The following is a 16,099-nucleotide window of genomic DNA, read 5'->3' as shown; positions in this document are numbered from 1 at the left end:
GAAACCGGACATCCGACGCACAGGGCTGTCCGCTGGTCCGCCGGACCGGACAGCCGGCACCGGATCGACGATCTGCCGGTAGCCACGGCCGATTGGCCCCGTACCCCCGGAATCAACCTGGCGCGCACGGACGAACCCGGACCAGGTCAGGGCTGGGGGCGACCGTCCCCGGCGTAGGGATCAAGCCTGACCGCCCGAAGCCGGGGACGGTCGCCCCCAGCCCCCCACCGCAACCACAACCACAAACGCCACCGCAAACCCACGAAACGCACCGCAACCGCAACCGCGCCCCCGCACGCCCTAGGGTGGTCACCGTGGCGACCCTTCTCCTTCTGCGACACGGCCGGACCACCGCGAACGCCGACGGCGGCCTGGCCGGCCGGCAGCCGGTCGAGCTGGACGAGACCGGTCGCGCCCAGGCCACCGCGGTGGGGGAGCGCCTGCGTGGTCTTCCCCTCGCGGCGGTGGTGACCAGCCCGCTGATCCGTTGCCGGCAGACGCTCGGGCTGGCGCTGCCCGAGGCGGAGCCGGTGGTGGAGGAGGGGCTGATCGAATGCGGGTACGGCAGCTGGGAGGGGCAGCCGCTGAAGAAGCTGGTTAAGGAGCCGCTCTGGCCGGTGGTGCAGCAGCATCCGAGCGCGGCGGTCTTCCCGGCGGGGGAGTCGATGGCCGCCATGTCGGCCCGGGCGGTGGGAGCGGTGCGGGCGTGGGACGCCCGGGTCAGCGCCGAGCACGGGCCGGAGGCGGTCTGGCTGGCGTGCAGCCACGGCGACGTGATCAAGGCCATCGTGGCGGACGCGCTGGGCGTACACCTGGACCTTTTCCAGCGGATCGTGGCCGACCCGGCGTCGGTGACCGCGATCCGGTACACGCCGTTGCGGCCGTTCCTGGTCCGGTTGAACGACACCGGCGGGGACCTGGCCGGGTTGGTGCCGCCGCCGCGCAAGCGGCGCCGGCGGGCCACCCGGGCGACGGAATCCGACGCCGCGGTGGGCGGCGGCGCGGGGGCCGCCCGGTGAGCCCCGCCGCCACGCCCGGCGCGGCGCCGCGCCGCTGGCGGCGTTTCGCCCTCGGCGGAACCACCTGCGGTGCGGTGCGCGACGCTTCCACGCGCCGGATAGGGTCGTGGGTATGACCCACCAGGTGCACGCCTTCGAGCCGCCCGAGCGGTTCGTCGCCGGGACCGTCGGCCCGCCGGGGGAGCGCACGTTCTTCCTCCAGGCGCGCGGCGGTGGCCGGCTGGTCAGCGTCGCGCTGGAGAAGGTCCAGGTGTCCCTGCTCGCCGAGAAGCTGGAGGAGTTGCTCTCCGAGGCGCAGCGCCGGTTCGGCGTGGAGCTGCCGGAGGCGACACCGACGATCGTCGGCGACAACGACCCGCTGGACACCCCGGTCGACGAGGAGTTCCGGGTCGGCACCCTGGGCCTGGCCTTCGACGTGGACACCGCCACCGTGGTGATCGAGGCGATCGCCGTCGGCGAGACGGAGGCCGAGGTCGAGCTGGGTGACGTGGCGGACGACGAGGACGACGACGAGGAGCCGGAGGAGCCGGACGAGGATCTCGACCGGCTCCGGGTACGGCTGACCCCGGAGGCCACCCGCGCGTTCATCGAGCGGGCCCGCCGGGTCGTCAACGCGGGCCGTCCGCCCTGCCCGCTCTGCGGTCAGCCGCTGGATCCGGCCGGCCATCTCTGTCCGCGGCACAACGGTTACCACCGGTGACCTCGTCGGAACTCCAGCCCCGACAGGACGGCGCCACCGCTCTCCGCCTGCTCGTCGACGGTGAGCTGGACCTGGAGGGGCGGTTGGTCGACGCCTCCAACACCACCCTGCGCGGCATCCTCGCCCTCGATGGGATGACGGTCCGCTGCGTCTACAAGCCGGTGCGCGGCGAGCGGCCGCTGTGGGACTTCCCGGACGGCACGCTCGCCGGCCGGGAGGTCGCCGCCTACCTGGTCTCCCGGGCCACCGGATGGGACCTGGTGCCGCCGACGGTGCTGCGGGACGGCCCGTTCGGTCCTGGCTCCTGCCAGCTCTGGATCGACGAGCCGGAGGACGCCGAGCCGCTGGTCGGCTTCGTGCCGGCCGCCGCGGTGCCGCCGCGCTGGTTCCCGGTCGCCGCGGCCCGCGACGACGACGGCGCCGCGTACGCGCTGGCGCACGCCGACGACCCCCGGCTGGCCCGGCTCGCCGTCCTCGACGCGGTGCTGAACAATGCCGACCGCAAGGGCGGCCACGTGCTGGTCGGTCCGGAAGACCGGATCTACGGGGTGGACCACGGGGTGTGCTTCCACGTCGAGGAGAAGCTGCGCACGGTGCTCTGGGGCTGGGCCGGCCGGGAGTTGCCGCCGGACGCGATGGAGATGCTCGACGGGCTGGCCGGTCAGGTTGCCGGCCCGCTCGGTGCCGAGTTGGCCGACCACCTGACGATCAGCGAGGTCGCCGAGCTGGCCGCCCGGGTCGACCGGCTGCGGGAGACCCGGCGGTTCCCGCTGCCGCCGGAGGAGTGGCCGGCGATGCCCTGGCCACCCATGTGAGCCGTTGTCGCGTTGATCACTCCCGGGGCGGCTTCGGGCGGGTGGGCGGCTCGTTAGGCTGATGGTCATGGAGTCTTGGGCGGGACACGAGGTGCCACGGCTGCCGGGCGAGGGCGTGCCACTGAACTTGTACGACTCGGCGCGGCAGGGCGTCGAGGTGAGCCAACCCGCCGGCACCGCCTCGATGTACGTCTGCGGCATCACCCCGTACGACGCCACCCACCTCGGGCACGCCGCCACCATGATCACGTTTGACCTGGTGCAGCGGATGTGGCGGGACGCCGGCGTGACCGTGCGCTACGTGCAGAACGTCACCGACATCGACGACCCGCTGCTGGAGCGCGCCAACCGCGACGGCGAGGACTGGAAGGTCCTGGCGATGCGGGAGACCGCGCTGTTCCGGGAGGACATGGAGGCGCTGCGGATCATCCCGCCGGCGCACTACGTCGGCGCGGTCGAGTCGATCCCGGACATCGCGGAGAAGGTTCTCGTCCTGCTCAAGGAGGGTGCCGCGTACCGGCTGGACGACGGCACCGGCGACGTCTACTTCGACACCAGCGCCGCCCCGCGGTTCGGCTACGAGTCCAACCTGTCCCGCGAGCAGATGCTGGAGATCTTCCCGGAGCGCGGCGGCGATCCGGACCGGGCCGGCAAGCGGGATCCGCTCGACCCGTTGCTGTGGCGGGGCGTCCGGGAGGGTGAGCCGTCCTGGCCGGGCGGCGAGTTGGGCGCCGGGCGTCCCGGCTGGCACATCGAGTGCGCGGTGATCGCGCTGAACCTGCTCGGCGAGCGGATCGACGTGCAGGGCGGCGGCAACGACCTGATCTTCCCGCACCATGAGTTCTCCGCCGCGCACGCGGAGCGGCTCACCGGCCAGGCGCCCTTCGCCGACCACTACACGCACGCCGGCATGATCGGCCTGAACGGCGAGAAGATGTCGAAGTCCAAGGGCAACCTGGTCTTCGTCTCCCGGCTGCGCGCCGACAAGGTGGACCCGATGGCGGTCCGGCTGGCCCTGATCAGCGGCCACTACCGCGCCGACCGGTCGTGGACCGATGACCTGCTCACGGCCGCGCAGGAGCGCCTGGCCCGCTGGCGGCGGGCCGCCGCCGCCCCCGCCGGGCCGTCCGGGGCCGAGCTGCTGGCCGGGGTACGCGCCCGCCTGGCCGACGACCTCGACACCCCCGGCGCCCTCGCGGTCGCCGACGCCTGGGCCACCCAGGCCCTCGCCGGCGTCGCCGACGACGCCGAGGCCCCCGCCCTCTTCGCCAGCACCGTGGACGCCCTCCTCGGCATCCACCTCTGACCGACCTACCCGCCGCCCCGTTCGCGGCGACCATGGACTTGGCGCAGTCGGTTCGGGCGGCGTGCGGCTTCCGTCCGGTGCCACAACTACATGGCCGACCGTGGGGGGTCAGCCGAGGATGAGACCGGGGTCGGGGTCCGGGTCGGCCGCGGGGGCGGGGATCTTGTACTCCTCGGTGAGGGTGGTCATCGGGCCGGGCCAGGTGGCCTGGGCCACCTCGATCGGCTTGCGGTGGGTGTCGTAGGCGACGTGCAGCAGGTGCAGCACGGGGGTGTCGGGGCGGATCTGCAGGATCTCCGCCTCCTCCCGGCTGGGCTGCCGGGCGCTGATGGTGTCGGTGGCCGTGGCGTACCGGCGGCCGGTGACCTCCTCGGCCTCCTGGTAGAGCGGCCGGCCGAACGCCTCGGCCCGCTCCAGGGAGGTGCCGGCGGTGTCGGCCGGCAGGAACCAGGAGGCACCCACCTCCACCGGGGAGTCCTCGGTACGCACCAGGTGGCGCCGGCAGAGCAGTTCGGTGCCGTCGGAGACCCCGAACGCGTCGGCCACCTCCGGCGGGGCCGGGGCGCGGCCGACCGAGACGAGCTGCTGCTTGTACCGGGCGGCCAGGTCGGTGTGGTAGCCGCGGAAGCCGCCGTACCGGCCGCGGGAGAGCCGGTTGAGCCGGCGCCGGGTGCCCCGGACGTACGTACCGGAGCCGGGTTTGGTGATCAGGATGCCCTCGACCCGCAGCTGGTCGACGGCGCGCTGCACGGTCTGCTTCGCGACGCCGAACATCTCGGCGATGGCCGGGATGGACGGCAGCCGCTCGCCCGGCCCCCAGTCGCCGCGGCGGACCTGGGCCTTGAGCTGCGCGGCGATCTGCCGGTGCGGGAACTCGGCCGCGCCGGGGTTGATCTGCATACCCGCCTCCTCATGACAGCTAGGTTCCTAGGATGCCCTAGCGGAGGTGACGCCGCACCCCGGACACGCGCACGAAAAAGCCGGGCCCGGACAGCTGTCCGGGCCCGGCTACGTCGGGGGAGGGGCGCTACCAGGAGCCGGCGGTCGGGCCGGCCGAGCCGCCGCGGCGGCGCAGGTACTTCTCGAACTCCTGGGCGATCTCGTCGCCGGTCAGCGGGGTGATGCCGGCGTCGCCGACCCGCTCCTCGAGCTCACGGACGTACTCGCCCAGCTCGGCGTCCTGCTCGGCGGCACTGCGCACCCGCTGCTCCCACTCGGCGGCCTCCTCGGCCAGGTCGGACATCGGCACCGGCAGGTCGAGTACGTCCTCGACCCGGTGCAGCAGCGCGAGGGTCGCCTTCGGGCAGGGCGGGTTGTTCGCGTAGTGCGGCACGTGCACCCAGAACGACACCGCGTCGACCTCGGCCCGGGTGCAGGCGTCGTGCAGCACCCCGACGATGCCGGTCGGCCCGTCGTACCGGGTGGGGGTGAGCTGGTAGCGCTGGGCGGCCTCGGCGTCGGACGCGCTGCCGCTGATCGGCAACGGCCGGGTGTACGGCACGTCGGCCAGCAGGGCGCCGAGCAGCACGACGCGCTCGACCTCCAGGCTGTGGCAGATCTCCAGCACCTGCTCGCAGAAGGTCCGCCAGCGCATGCTCGGCTCGATGCCGCGGATCAGCACCACGTCGCGCTCGGTGCCCTCCGGGCTGGCCACCATGAACCGGGTCGTGGGCCACTCCACCCGGCGGGTCTCGCCCTCGGCCATGGTGATGGTCGGCCGGCTCACCTGGAAGTCGTAGAAGTCCTCCGGGTCCAGCTCGGTCACCTGCCGGGCCTGCCAGACCTGCTCCAGGTGCTCCACGGCGGCGGTGGACGCGTCGGCGGCGTCGTTCCAGCCCTCGAAGGCCGCGATGGCGACCGGGGACCGCAGCACCGGCAGCCCGTCGAACTCGGTCACGCCGTCACCTCACCCTGCTCGTCCGGAGCGGCGTCGGGCCGTTGCCCCGACGTCCGCCCGCCGGGCACGGTGGTGTCCCTGATGTCCTTCACGTCCGTCAGCCTACGTGCCGGTGCGGGATGCGGCCCGCCGGCCGCGCCGGTCGACGATCGGACCAGCCGCCCGAAACGGCCAGAGCGGGTGGGGTGATCCGCCTGACAGTATGTGGGAAGGCCAGCATGGCTCGACCAGCGCGCGAGACGTCGCACTAACCTGGCTCTGTGCGGACTTCGTTGCTCGATGTGCTGGCCGACCGGATCCTCATTGCCGACGGGGCGATGGGGACGATGCTCCAGGCTGCCGACCTGACCCTCGACGACTTCGAGGGCCTGGAGGGCTGCAACGAGATCCTCAACGTGAGCCGCCCGGACGTGGTGCGCGGCGTGCACGAGGCGTACCTGGCGGCCGGCGCGGACTGCGTGGAGACCAACACCTTCGGCACCAACCTGCCCAACCTCAGCGAGTACGGCATCGCGCACCGGATCCGGGAGCTGGCCGAGGCCGGGGCCCGGATCGCCCGGGAGGCCGCCGACGCGTACGGCACGCCGGAGCGGCCCCGGTTCGTGCTCGGCTCCATCGGGCCGGGCACCAAGCTGCCCACGCTCGGGCACGCCGCGTACGCGAGCCTGCGGGACGCGTACCAGGAGAACGCCGCCGGCCTGATCGCCGGCGGGGCCGACGCGCTGATCATCGAGACGTCCCAGGACCTGCTCCAGGTCAAGGCGGCGGTCGTCGGGTCGAAGCGGGCGATGACCGAGCTGGACCGGCGGGTGCCGATCATCTGCCAGGTGGCCGTCGAGACCACCGGCACCATGCTGCTCGGCAGCGAGATCGGCGCCGCGCTGACCGCGATCGAGCCGCTCGGGGTCGACCTGATCGGCCTCAACTGCTCCACCGGCCCGGCCGAGATGGGTGAGCACCTGCGCTACCTGTCCCAGCAGTCCCGGGTCCCGCTGTCGGTGATGCCGAACGCCGGCCTGCCGGTGCTGACCGCCGACGGGGCGTACTTCCCGCTGAGCCCGGTCGAACTGGCCGACGCCCTGGAGCAGTTCGTCACCGACTACGGGGTCTCCCTGGTGGGCGGCTGCTGCGGCACCACCCCGGAGCACATCCGGGTGCTGGTCGAGCGGCTGCACGGCGCCACCCCGGTCGCCCGCGAGCCGCGGCACGAGGCCGGCGTCTCCTCGATCTACCACCCGGTGCCGTTCGCCCAGGACGCCTCGGTGCTGATGGTGGGGGAGCGGACCAACGCCAACGGCTCGAAGGCGTTCCGCGAGGCGATGCTCGCCGCCGACTGGCAGGCCTGTGTGGAGATCGCCCGCAGCCAGGCCCGGGACGGCTCACACCTGCTGGACCTCTGCGTCGACTACGTCGGTCGGGACGGCACGCGGGACATGCGGGAGCTGGCCGGCCGGTTCGCCACCGCCTCCACCCTGCCGATCATGCTGGACTCGACCGAGCCGGCGGTGATCGAGGCCGGGCTGGAGATGCTCGGCGGGCGCTGCGTGGTCAACTCGGTCAACTTCGAGGACGGCGACGGTCCCGAGTCGCGCTACGCCCGCGTGATGCCGGTGGTCGCGGAGCACGGCGCCGCGGTGGTCGCGCTGCTCATCGACGAGGAGGGCCAGGCCCGCACCAGGGACTGGAAGGTACGCGTCGCCGCCCGGCTGATCGACGACCTGACCGGCCGGTGGGGGATGGACCGGTCGGACATCCTGATCGACGCGCTGACCTTCCCGATCGCCACCGGTCAGGAGGAGACCCGCCGCGACGGCATCGAGACGATCGAGGCGATCCGGGAGATCGCCGCCCGCTACCCGGGGGTCAACTTCACCCTGGGTATCTCGAACGTCTCCTTCGGGCTCAACCCGGCCGCCCGACAGGTGCTCAACTCGGTCTTCCTGCACGAGTGCGTGCGGGCCGGCCTGACTTCCGCGATCGTGCACGCCAGCAAGATCCTGCCGATGTCGAAGATCCCGGACGAGCAGCGCGAAATCGCCCTCGACCTGGTCTACGACCGTCGCCGCGAGGGCTACGACCCGGTGCAGCGGTTCATCGAGATCTTCGAGGGGGTGGACGCCGCCTCGGCCCGCGCCACCCGGGCGGAGGAGCTGGCCGGGCTGCCGCTGGACGAGCGGCTCAAGCGTCGCATCATCGACGGCGAGCGCAACGGCCTGGAGGCGGACCTCGATGCGGCGATGGCCGGTGGGCGGGCCCCGCTGTCGATCATCAACGACATCCTGCTGGACGGGATGAAGGTCGTCGGCGAGCTGTTCGGGTCCGGGCAGATGCAGCTGCCGTTCGTGTTGCAGTCGGCCGAGGTGATGAAGACGGCGGTGGCCTACCTGGAACCGCACATGGAGACCGCCGAGGACGGCGGCAAGGGCCGCATCGTGCTCGCCACCGTCAAGGGCGACGTGCACGACATCGGCAAGAACCTGGTCGACATCATCCTGTCCAACAACGGCTACGAGGTCGTCAACATCGGCATCAAGCAGCCGATCAACGCGATCCTGGACGCCGCCGAGGAGCATCGGGCCGACGCGATCGGCATGTCCGGCCTGCTGGTCAAGAGCACGGTCATCATGAAGGAGAACCTGGCCGAGATGGCCAGTCGCGGGGTCGCGGAGCGCTGGCCCGTCCTGCTCGGTGGGGCGGCGCTGACCCGCGCGTACGTCGAGGACGACCTGCGGTCGGTGTTCCCGGGGCAGGTGCACTACGCCCGGGACGCGTTCGAGGGGCTGTCCCTGATGGACCGGGTGATGACGGCCAAGCGCGGCGGCGCGCCCGTGGTGGACCCGGAGCGGGAGGCGGCCCTGGCTGCCCGGCGCGCGCGGCGGGAGAAGCAGCGCGCGATGGTCAGCGACGTGCTGCCGGAGCTGGACGACGCCACCGTGCGCTCCGACGTGGCCGCCGACGTGGCGGTGCCCACCCCGCCGTTCTTCGGCACCCGGGTGGTCAAGGGCGTGCCGCTGGCCGACTACGCGGCGCTGCTCGACGAGCGGGCCACCTTCCTCGGCCAGTGGGGGCTGCGCGGCGCCCGCGGCGGCCAGGGACCGTCGTACGAGGAGCTGGTGGAGACGGAGGGTCGGCCGCGGCTGCGATACTGGCTGGACCGGCTGATCGCCGACCAGGTCCTCGAGGCCGCGGTGGTGTACGGCTACTTCCCGGCGTACTCCGAGGGCAACGACCTGGTGGTGCTGGACGAGAACGGCAACGCGGAGCGGGCCCGGTTCTCCTTCCCCCGGCAGCGGCAGGAGCGGCGGCTGTGCCTGGCCGACTTCTTCCGTCCGAAGGGCGACGAGCTGGACGTGGTGGCGTTGCAGCTGGTCACCGTCGGGCAGCCGATCAGCGAGTACACGGCGAAGATGTTCGCCGCCAACTCCTACCGCGACTATCTGGAGGTGCACGGGCTCTCGGTGCAGCTCACCGAGGCCCTGGCGGAGTACTGGCACCGGCGGATCCGCACCGAGCTGACCCTGCCGGGTGGGCGGACGGTGGCCGAGGACGACCCGGCGGACCTGGCCGGCCTGCTGCGCACCGACTACCGGGGCTGCCGGTACGCGTTCGGCTATCCGGCCTGCCCGGATCTGGAGGACCGGGCGAAGATCGTGAAGCTGCTGGGCGCCGAGCGGATCGGCGTGCAGCTGTCCGAGGAGTTCCAGCTGGTGCCGGAGCAGGCGACCGACGCGATCGTGGTGCACCACCCGGAGGCGAACTACTTCAACGCCAAATAGGCGCTGCGGGCGGCGGACGTGCTCTGACCTGCATCATCGGAGATCACGCTCCCTAGCTTGGGCACCTGGTGGGCACATCAGCGGTTGAGGTGCGTCTCGATCTCGTCGAGGGTCATCCCCTGCTCGGGGGTCTGCATCGCGGTCGTGTTGGCGTCGGCGAGCCAGTACTTGCCGTAGTCGACGGCCCGCGGGTCGCGCCGGCGCGACTTCGTGAGGGTGAGCCCCTGCCGCTCCGCCATCCGCCGGAGCCGATTCTCCCGGACTTTGTCATCGGTCATGCTGCAAAGTGTACCGCAAGTGATGCCAGAGTCAATGCCGGAAGCTATGCGCTACGCCGGAACACGTCGTCGATCGCCTGCCGGGTCCGATCCTCATCGCTGGGCCACATGTGGCTGTAGACGTTGAGCGTCATCGCCGCGTTGGCGTGGCCGAGCCGGTCGGCTACCGCCTTCGGGTTGTGGCCGGCGCCGATCAGGACGCTGGCGTAGAAGTGCCTCAGGTCGTGGCAGGTCGCGTCGGGTAGCCCGGCCGCGGCCCGGGCCGGCGCCCAGACGTCCCGGTTGAACCGGTTCCGGTGCAGTGGGCGGCCGTCATCGTCGCGGAACACGTACGCGTCCCGCCCGGCCGGGTAGGCCTCGAGGTGCGCCGCCAGGGCGTCGACGACGACCCGGCCGACGGGCAGCGTTCGGTAGCTCGACCGGTTCTTCAGCGGCCCCGGCTCGACCGCCCCGCCCGGGCCCGGTTGCACCTGCCGCTCAACGGTCAGCGTGCGGCGTAGGAAATCGACGTCGGCGACCTGGACGCCGAAGAGCTCACCCTGCCGCAGTCCGGTCGCCGCCCCGACGACGACCAGGGCGCGGTACCGGGGCGGCGTCGCCCCGGCCAGCTGGTCGACCTGCTCCACGGTCAGCGGCGTGATCTGCTTACGGGGTAGCTCGGGAAGCTTGATCCGGTCGCACGGGTCGTACGGGATCAGCCGGTCGCGCACGGCGGCCGACAGGATCGCCCGCACGGTTGCCCACAGCGGCCGGACCGACCCGGGGGACAGCGGCAGGCCGGTCACGAACGCCTGCAGCTCGCTGGCCCGTATCTGCGCCAGCTGCCGGGCGCCCAGCGCCGGGTAGACGTGGTGGGTCAGCTGTGACCGGGTGCGCGCCGCGGTGTTCGGCCGGTGCGGCTGCATCGCCCGCCAGCGCTCGGCGTACGCCTCGAAGGTGGTCCGCCCCGCGGCCGGGTCGATGTAGGTGCCGCTGTGCAGCTTGTGCTCGACCTCGGCGCGGAACCTGTCAGCGTCAACTTTGCGGCCGAACCCGCGCTTGCGCTGCTTGCCGGCCTCGTCGCGCCAGCGGACCACGTACGGCGTCTTGCGCCGGGTCGGATCCTTCTCCACGGTGGCCACGGCTCAGCCCTCCGTCGGCTCGAAGATCACGAGGCGGTCCGGGTACTTCGACATCTCCAGCTCGCGGATCGTCTCGACCCACTTGCGTGGCATGCCGGGCGGCGTGACGTCGTTGACAACCATGTCGTCAAGCGCGCCAGCGAGATCGCGTAGCGCATCGGCGTGCGCCGCCCGCGCGGCAGTGATGGCGGCCTCGTCGCCGGCGTATTCCGCAGCCCGGAGGTCGCTGCTCGCGCGGGTCACAGCCTCAGCGCGGCGCTGCTCATGCTGGTACAGGAACACGGCGGTTCGTGCGCGCTCGTACTCGGTGACCCGGGTTACCACGGTCTCGCCCTGCTGGGTGCGCACCAGCGGCGGTTCCTGCCCGGTGACCCACCGCCACACCAGCCAGGGATGCAGCTCGACCATCGGCGCAACAGCGACGTCGGCCCCTGACTCCAGATCAACGAGCAGCAGCGGCGGCGGCACGGCTAGGGCGTGGGCCAGCTGTAGCCACTCGTCGAGACTGACGCCCCGGTCACCGTTCTCAATCTTGGAGATGGCGACCCGGCTCAGCGTGCCGCCGATCTCGGCAATCCGGTTGGCAAGGCCCTGCGCCGACAAGTTGCCGCGGCGCTCTCGCCATTTCCGGACCTGCTGTCCGAGCACCTCGCTCGGCCGCTTCCCATCGCTCACTACGGCGCTCCCTGTTCGAATTTAGAGCAACGGTAGCAGGGGTTGTTGCAAGACGCTAGGCGATCGCATAAGGTCACGTCAGTTGTTCGGTTCTCTACGCCGAATGTTCGGAATCGGAGCAGTAATGACACGTAGACCGCTCGCCTCTGCGGATGAGGTTGCCGAGTTCCTCGGCGTGCCGGTGGCGACCCTCTACCAGTGGAGGCACCGGGGCGTCGGCCCGCGCGGTGCGCGGATCGGGCGGCACCTGCGGTACCGCTGGGATGACGTCGAGAAGTTCTTCGACGACCAGGCCAAGGCGGCTGCCTGAGATGACCGAGACGCAGAACCGCCCCCGGGGGACGCACCCGGGGGCGACTCAAGAGGCCGGCGAAGCCATCAGCAGAAAGCCTACTCATCGGGCCCGCGTGATCGCCATAGGGCGACACCGCCGGCACTGCCGGGCGTTCGACCGGTGGGCGCTGGACTACTACGGCGAAGAGCTGTGCGCGCAGTACGGCATCACCGCCGACGCGCGGAATCCGGAGCCGTACGCGGCCGGCGGCATGACCCTCGGAGTGGCGGAGCGCGAGTTGGCGGGGGTGGCAGCGTGAGCACCGATGTGTCACGTGACACGGTTCCGGTCGCGCTGATCGACCCGGACCCCGACCAGCCGCGTCGGCATTTCGATCCGGCGGGCATTGCCGAGCTCGCGGAGTCGATGCGGACCACCGGGCTCGCCGAGCGGATCCTGGTCCGCCCGGCCAGCGAGCGGTACGTGATCGTTTGCGGCGAGCGACGGTGGCGGGCCGCCCGGTCTCTCGGTTGGGTAACCATCCCGGCCGACGTCCGTGACGTCGACCCGGCCGACGTGCCGTACCTGCAGCTCGCGGAGAACATCACCCGGTCGTCGCTGTCCCCGATGGAGGAGGCCCGGTCGTTCCGGGTGCTGCTGGACCGGGGCGACACTCAGCAGTCCCTCGCCGCCCGGATCGGCAAGGACCGGTCCTACGTCGCGCAGAAACTTCGCCTGCTCGACCTGCCGGCGCCCCTGGCGCTGCTCGTCGACCGGGGCGCCCTGTCGGAAGGGCATGTGCGGCAACTGCTGCGCATCCGCGGGATGTACAAGAGGCACACGATCGGCGGCCCGGTCACCGCGACCGGCTCTTGGGCGTCGCTGTGGGCCGAGACGACCACACTCGAGGCCCGGCGCGCTCTCGGTTTCCAGCTGCTCCGCGCCGCGCGTCCGGTCGACTGGCCGGCCGGCTACCCGTTCGAACCGCGCACGGAGGTCGTGTTCGACGCGATCAACAGCCTGTGCACCGAGGTGGAGCGGGTTGGACCGGACTATCCGCGGTGGGTGCTGCCGGCGTTCTACTTCGCCGTGCTGACCGTGGAGGCCAAGGTGTCGGTGGCCAACCTCGACCGGTTGGTCGACTGCTGGATTGACATGATCCACGCGGCGCTGATCTACGTGCGGGACCTCCACGCGGAGGAGCCCGTCGGTGGGTCCACCCACGGGGCGCGGGCCCGGCTGCTCTGGTGGGGACACCGGGCTGACCTACGGCACGCCGGGCTGCTCGACGACAACGTGCATATCTCGCTCGCCGACACGCTGCCCGCGATGAAGGGCGGCACCATCGCGCTGCCGTCGGAATGCCAGCCAGGCGGCCCGCAGGAGCAGGCGTACGCGGATCTCACCGCGCGGATCATCGAGCTGGGCGGTGGAGAGTGACCCACCCCGACTGCCCCCGGTGCGGCGTGACGCTCGACCCCGACGGGTCCTGCTTCAACTGCGCCACCGACCCACCGGGACCACCGGCCGGGCTTCTCCGCGGCGCCGCGGAAAAGTCGCCACCCTCGGATTGCCCCGGCTGGCCGACCCCGGAACGCATCGCCAATAACGCCAAAACTCCGCTTCCGGCTTCCGTCGGCCGGGGGCCAGCCCGGCTCTGGGCGATGGTCGACGCCGTCGCCGAGGCCTACCAGGTCCCGCGGGACCTGCCGCTCCTGCTGGTTCTGGCAATATTGGCAGCCTCCGTCGGGGGTCGCAGACGCGTACGAGTCGCCCCGGACTGGATCGAGGTCCTGTCGATCTACTCCGCCGCCGCTGTGCCGTCCGGCGAGCGGAAGTCACCCGTCCTGGCCGTGCTGTCGGCGCCGCTGCTGGCCGTCGAGCGGGACCTGGCCGAGAAGATGGCACCGGAGGTCGCCACCCAACGCGCGCTCCGCGACCTGCGCGCCGCAGCCGTGGAGAAGATCAAGCGCAAGGGCGACACCTCCGCCTCCGCGATCGCCGACCTCGAGGCCGCGGTCCAGGAGCTGGAGACCACGGTGGTGCCGGCGATCCCGCGACTGCTCGCCGACGACTCGACGCCGGAGGCGATGGCCCGGCTGATGGCGGAGCAGGGTGGCCGGCTCGGCGTGCTGTCCGCCGAGGGCGGTCTCTTCTCGACGCTCGCCGGCCGGTACTCCAGCGGCATCCCCAACCTGGACCTCGTGCTCAAGTCTTGGTCTGGTGACTTCTGCCGGGTGGACCGGATCAGCCGGGAAACCATCACCCTGACGGAGCCGGTGCTGTCCATCGGGCTGGCGGTGCAGCCGGACATCCTCGCCACCCTGGCCGAGGGCAAGAACTTCCGCGGCTCCGGCCTGCTGGCCCGGTTCCTGTACGCCATCCCGCACTCGCTGGTCGGTAGCCGCAACGTCGACCCGGCCCCGCTGCCGGAGCAGGTGGCAGCCGACTACGCCGCCGCCGTGGACCGGCTCGCCCGGACCGTGCACGGCGGCGGGACCGTCGACATGAAGCTGACCGAGCCGGCCCGCGCGGTGCTCAACCGGCTCCGGCAGCACCTCGAACCGCGGCTGCACCCCGACTACGGGGACCTCGCCAATATCGCCGATTGGTCGAACAAGCTGCCCGGCCAACTGGTCCGCGTCGCCGCGCTGCTCACCCTGTTCTCCGACCCCGACGCGGTGGAGGTCGGCGAGCAGCAGATGCAGGAAGCGGCCACCCTCGCTCCCTACCTGATCTCGCACGCGCTGGCCGCGTTCGATCTCATGAGCGGACGCCGTAGCCCACTAGAGCCGGCCCGCGCGGTGCTGCGCTGGATCGGCAAGAAACGGCTGAGCACCTTCTCGGTCCGGCAGGCGTGGCGGGACCTGTCCGGCCAGACGTGGGCCACCGACACGGACGCGATCCGCGACGCCATCGTCGACCTGGTCGACCTCGGCTGGCTACGCCTCGCCGACTCGCCGGAACCCCGCGGCCCCGGCCGCCCGAGCGAGCGCTACGAAGTCCACCCCCTGGCCGTGAAGGAGACCCCGTGAGCAACCGGAAGAAGATCCGACCCACCAACCCCGCCTCGGCGCTGATCCGTGCCCAGGACGGCGCCCGCGTCCCCGGCGGGTGCAACACCTGCGACGCCTACCAGGTCGTCCGGGCCGACCACTACGGACCCGACATGCACAGCATCGCCATTCACCACGACGACTGGTGCCCCACCTACCGAGCCATGGAGGGGCGGACCCGATGACGACCACTTGCTGCGGCCAGCGGATCCCCGGTACCGCCGGCGGCCCGCTGGTCCTCGCCTGCCAGCTCTGCCCGCACTCGCCGACGTACTGGAGAGGTCCCGACGCCCGCCAGCCAGTGCCGCCCGCCGACGAGCGGCCCGCAGTCCCCGCCGCAGAGCAGCCCGCCCGTGTGCTGCCCGCTGCGCCCAACCCGCCTGCCGTCCAGCCGGGCCGATGCGGTGCCGGAGTCACCCCGTGCGGCACCGCTCCCGCGCGGCTCTACCCGTGCGGCTGGCGCTGTGAAGAGCACCGGCCGAGCAACCCGCGACCCGAGAAGGTGCCGCCCTGCTGTCGGGGCGCTGAGGACGGCGCGTGCGAGCAGCACCGCCAGCAGGCCCGGGTGCTCGGCCACCGTGGACTCCGGCGCCGCGCGCCCGCCCAGGGCAACGTGGTGCTCGGCGACCCGGGCACGGCCAAGCCGGCGGCGGACGGGCCGGAGGCGGCGTGACTCACAAGGACGGAGCTACCACGCGCATGCCTGACGCCCTGGACCTCAGCGACTCAGAGCTGATCGAACGTGCCGCTGACCTGCTCTACGAAGCGGCGGACCCACGGGCGACCCCGTGGCCGGACCCAATGACGCTGGGGCGTCTCCGTAGCCGGCTGCGCGGGCTCGCCGATCACCTGGCCAGCGGGCACACCCTGATTCGCGCCACCGAGCTGACCGCCGCTCTCGCCAAGCTGACGCCGTGCGCGGACTGCGCCGGTGGTCTCGGTGTCCACGTCGAGCCGGACGGCGAGTGGACCGCGGTGGTGCTGCACAGCGTGCCCTGCCCGGTCACCGCCACCGACACGCCGGTGACGTCGTGACCCCGGCCGCCGGACTCGCGGACTCGGTGCGGCAGCTGCGCGCCGACCTGGCCGCCGTCCGCCGCGATCTCGACGCGGCGCTGACCCGACTTCGCGACGCCCGGGCCCTGCTCTCCGGAGTGACCCGATGATCGCCAGAAAATCCAG

The 16,099-nt window shown here is 72.1% G+C and carries 18 protein-coding genes; 13 read left to right on the top strand and 5 right to left on the bottom strand.

The features are described from left to right. The first annotated feature begins 305 nt into the window (after nucleotides 1-305). The 4 genes from I8N68_RS22050 (at nucleotide 306) to mshC (ending at nucleotide 3,840) form a co-directional block, all read left to right on the top strand. Nucleotides 306-1,019 (top strand): histidine phosphatase family protein, encoded by a 714-nt coding sequence (locus I8N68_RS22050; protein ID WP_200213413.1) that lies wholly within the window; start codon nucleotides 306-308, stop codon nucleotides 1,017-1,019. Nucleotides 1,020-1,131: 112 nt separating this feature from the next. Continuing rightward, complete coding sequence (locus tag I8N68_RS22045; RefSeq protein WP_200213412.1) at nucleotides 1,132-1,719, top strand: DUF3090 domain-containing protein; 588 nt, start codon at nucleotides 1,132-1,134, stop codon at nucleotides 1,717-1,719. Beyond that, complete coding sequence (locus tag I8N68_RS22040; protein ID WP_200213411.1) at nucleotides 1,716-2,534, top strand: SCO1664 family protein; 819 nt, start codon at nucleotides 1,716-1,718, stop codon at nucleotides 2,532-2,534. Before I8N68_RS22045 ends, I8N68_RS22040 begins: the two co-directional genes overlap by 4 nt. A gap of 67 nt (nucleotides 2,535-2,601) precedes the next feature. Then, the gene (gene mshC, locus I8N68_RS22035) at nucleotides 2,602-3,840 is read left to right on the top strand and encodes a cysteine--1-D-myo-inosityl 2-amino-2-deoxy-alpha-D-glucopyranoside ligase (RefSeq protein WP_200213410.1); all 1,239 of its coding nucleotides are present in this window, start codon (nucleotides 2,602-2,604) and stop codon (nucleotides 3,838-3,840) included. 108 nt (nucleotides 3,841-3,948) lie between these two features. Here the strand turns inward: mshC and I8N68_RS22030 are convergent, their stop codons facing one another. Together I8N68_RS22030 and I8N68_RS22025 are read right to left on the bottom strand one after the other, a co-directional pair. Next, nucleotides 3,949-4,740, bottom strand: coding sequence for a GntR family transcriptional regulator (locus I8N68_RS22030; RefSeq protein WP_200213407.1), 792 nt, complete (start codon nucleotides 4,738-4,740; stop codon nucleotides 3,949-3,951). A 127-nt stretch (nucleotides 4,741-4,867) separates the two neighbouring features. Continuing rightward, a complete protein-coding gene (locus I8N68_RS22025) occupies nucleotides 4,868-5,737 on the bottom strand; it encodes a PAC2 family protein (protein WP_200213404.1) in 870 nt (289 codons plus the stop codon). A 260-nt stretch (nucleotides 5,738-5,997) separates the two neighbouring features. On the opposite strand from I8N68_RS22025, the gene metH reads away from it, so the two are divergent. Then, entirely contained in the window at nucleotides 5,998-9,513 is a 3,516-nt protein-coding gene (gene metH / locus I8N68_RS22020) for a methionine synthase (RefSeq protein WP_200213401.1), read from the top strand. Nucleotides 9,514-9,590: 77 nt separating this feature from the next. On the opposite strand, the gene I8N68_RS22015 is transcribed toward metH, so the two are convergent. From I8N68_RS22015 to I8N68_RS22005, 3 genes are read right to left on the bottom strand one after another with little or no spacing between them, the layout of a single operon-like run. Next, nucleotides 9,591-9,791, bottom strand: coding sequence for a hypothetical protein (locus tag I8N68_RS22015; RefSeq protein ID WP_200213399.1), 201 nt, complete (start codon nucleotides 9,789-9,791; stop codon nucleotides 9,591-9,593). A gap of 44 nt (nucleotides 9,792-9,835) precedes the next feature. After that, nucleotides 9,836-10,912 (bottom strand): tyrosine-type recombinase/integrase, encoded by a 1,077-nt coding sequence (locus I8N68_RS22010; RefSeq protein WP_200213396.1) that lies wholly within the window; start codon nucleotides 10,910-10,912, stop codon nucleotides 9,836-9,838. Between the two features lie 3 nt (nucleotides 10,913-10,915). After that, a complete protein-coding gene (locus I8N68_RS22005) occupies nucleotides 10,916-11,587 on the bottom strand; it encodes a helix-turn-helix domain-containing protein (protein WP_200213393.1) in 672 nt (223 codons plus the stop codon). 124 nt (nucleotides 11,588-11,711) lie between these two features. Here I8N68_RS22005 and I8N68_RS22000 point away from each other — a divergent pair, with 124 nt between their 5' ends. The 8 genes from I8N68_RS22000 (at nucleotide 11,712) to I8N68_RS33690 (ending at nucleotide 16,083) form a co-directional block, all read left to right on the top strand. Continuing rightward, complete coding sequence (locus tag I8N68_RS22000; protein WP_200213391.1) at nucleotides 11,712-11,897, top strand: helix-turn-helix transcriptional regulator; 186 nt, start codon at nucleotides 11,712-11,714, stop codon at nucleotides 11,895-11,897. A 97-nt stretch (nucleotides 11,898-11,994) separates the two neighbouring features. Beyond that, nucleotides 11,995-12,180 carry a hypothetical protein gene (locus I8N68_RS33985; protein ID WP_200213389.1) on the top strand — a complete coding sequence of 62 codons (186 nt, stop codon included), beginning with the start codon at nucleotides 11,995-11,997 and terminating at the stop codon, nucleotides 12,178-12,180. Continuing rightward, nucleotides 12,177-13,301: a ParB/RepB/Spo0J family partition protein gene (locus tag I8N68_RS21990; RefSeq protein ID WP_200213387.1), complete on the top strand. Its 1,125-nt coding sequence runs from the start codon at nucleotides 12,177-12,179 to the stop codon at nucleotides 13,299-13,301. The genes I8N68_RS33985 and I8N68_RS21990 overlap by 4 nt, the downstream gene beginning before the upstream one ends. Nucleotides 13,302-13,525: 224 nt before the next feature. Then, nucleotides 13,526-14,896: a YfjI family protein gene (locus I8N68_RS21985; RefSeq protein WP_200213378.1), complete on the top strand. Its 1,371-nt coding sequence runs from the start codon at nucleotides 13,526-13,528 to the stop codon at nucleotides 14,894-14,896. Then, nucleotides 14,893-15,102: a hypothetical protein gene (locus I8N68_RS21980; protein ID WP_200213376.1), complete on the top strand. Its 210-nt coding sequence runs from the start codon at nucleotides 14,893-14,895 to the stop codon at nucleotides 15,100-15,102. Before I8N68_RS21985 ends, I8N68_RS21980 begins: the two co-directional genes overlap by 4 nt. Next, nucleotides 15,099-15,590 carry a hypothetical protein gene (locus I8N68_RS21975; RefSeq protein ID WP_200213374.1) on the top strand — a complete coding sequence of 164 codons (492 nt, stop codon included), beginning with the start codon at nucleotides 15,099-15,101 and terminating at the stop codon, nucleotides 15,588-15,590. Before I8N68_RS21980 ends, I8N68_RS21975 begins: the two co-directional genes overlap by 4 nt. Nucleotides 15,591-15,616: 26 nt before the next feature. Beyond that, complete coding sequence (locus I8N68_RS21970) at nucleotides 15,617-15,952, top strand: hypothetical protein (RefSeq protein WP_200213371.1); 336 nt, start codon at nucleotides 15,617-15,619, stop codon at nucleotides 15,950-15,952. After that, entirely contained in the window at nucleotides 15,949-16,083 is a 135-nt protein-coding gene (locus tag I8N68_RS33690; RefSeq protein WP_267909635.1) for a hypothetical protein, read from the top strand. The genes I8N68_RS21970 and I8N68_RS33690 overlap by 4 nt, the downstream gene beginning before the upstream one ends. Nucleotides 16,084-16,099: the final 16 nt, after the last annotated feature.

The organism is Micromonospora coerulea, from assembly GCF_016598485.1.
Lineage (GTDB): Bacteria > Actinomycetota > Actinomycetes > Mycobacteriales > Micromonosporaceae > Micromonospora > Micromonospora coerulea.
Note: the sequence above shows the minus strand (reverse complement) of the source record. Positions and strands in the feature narration are given on the sequence as shown.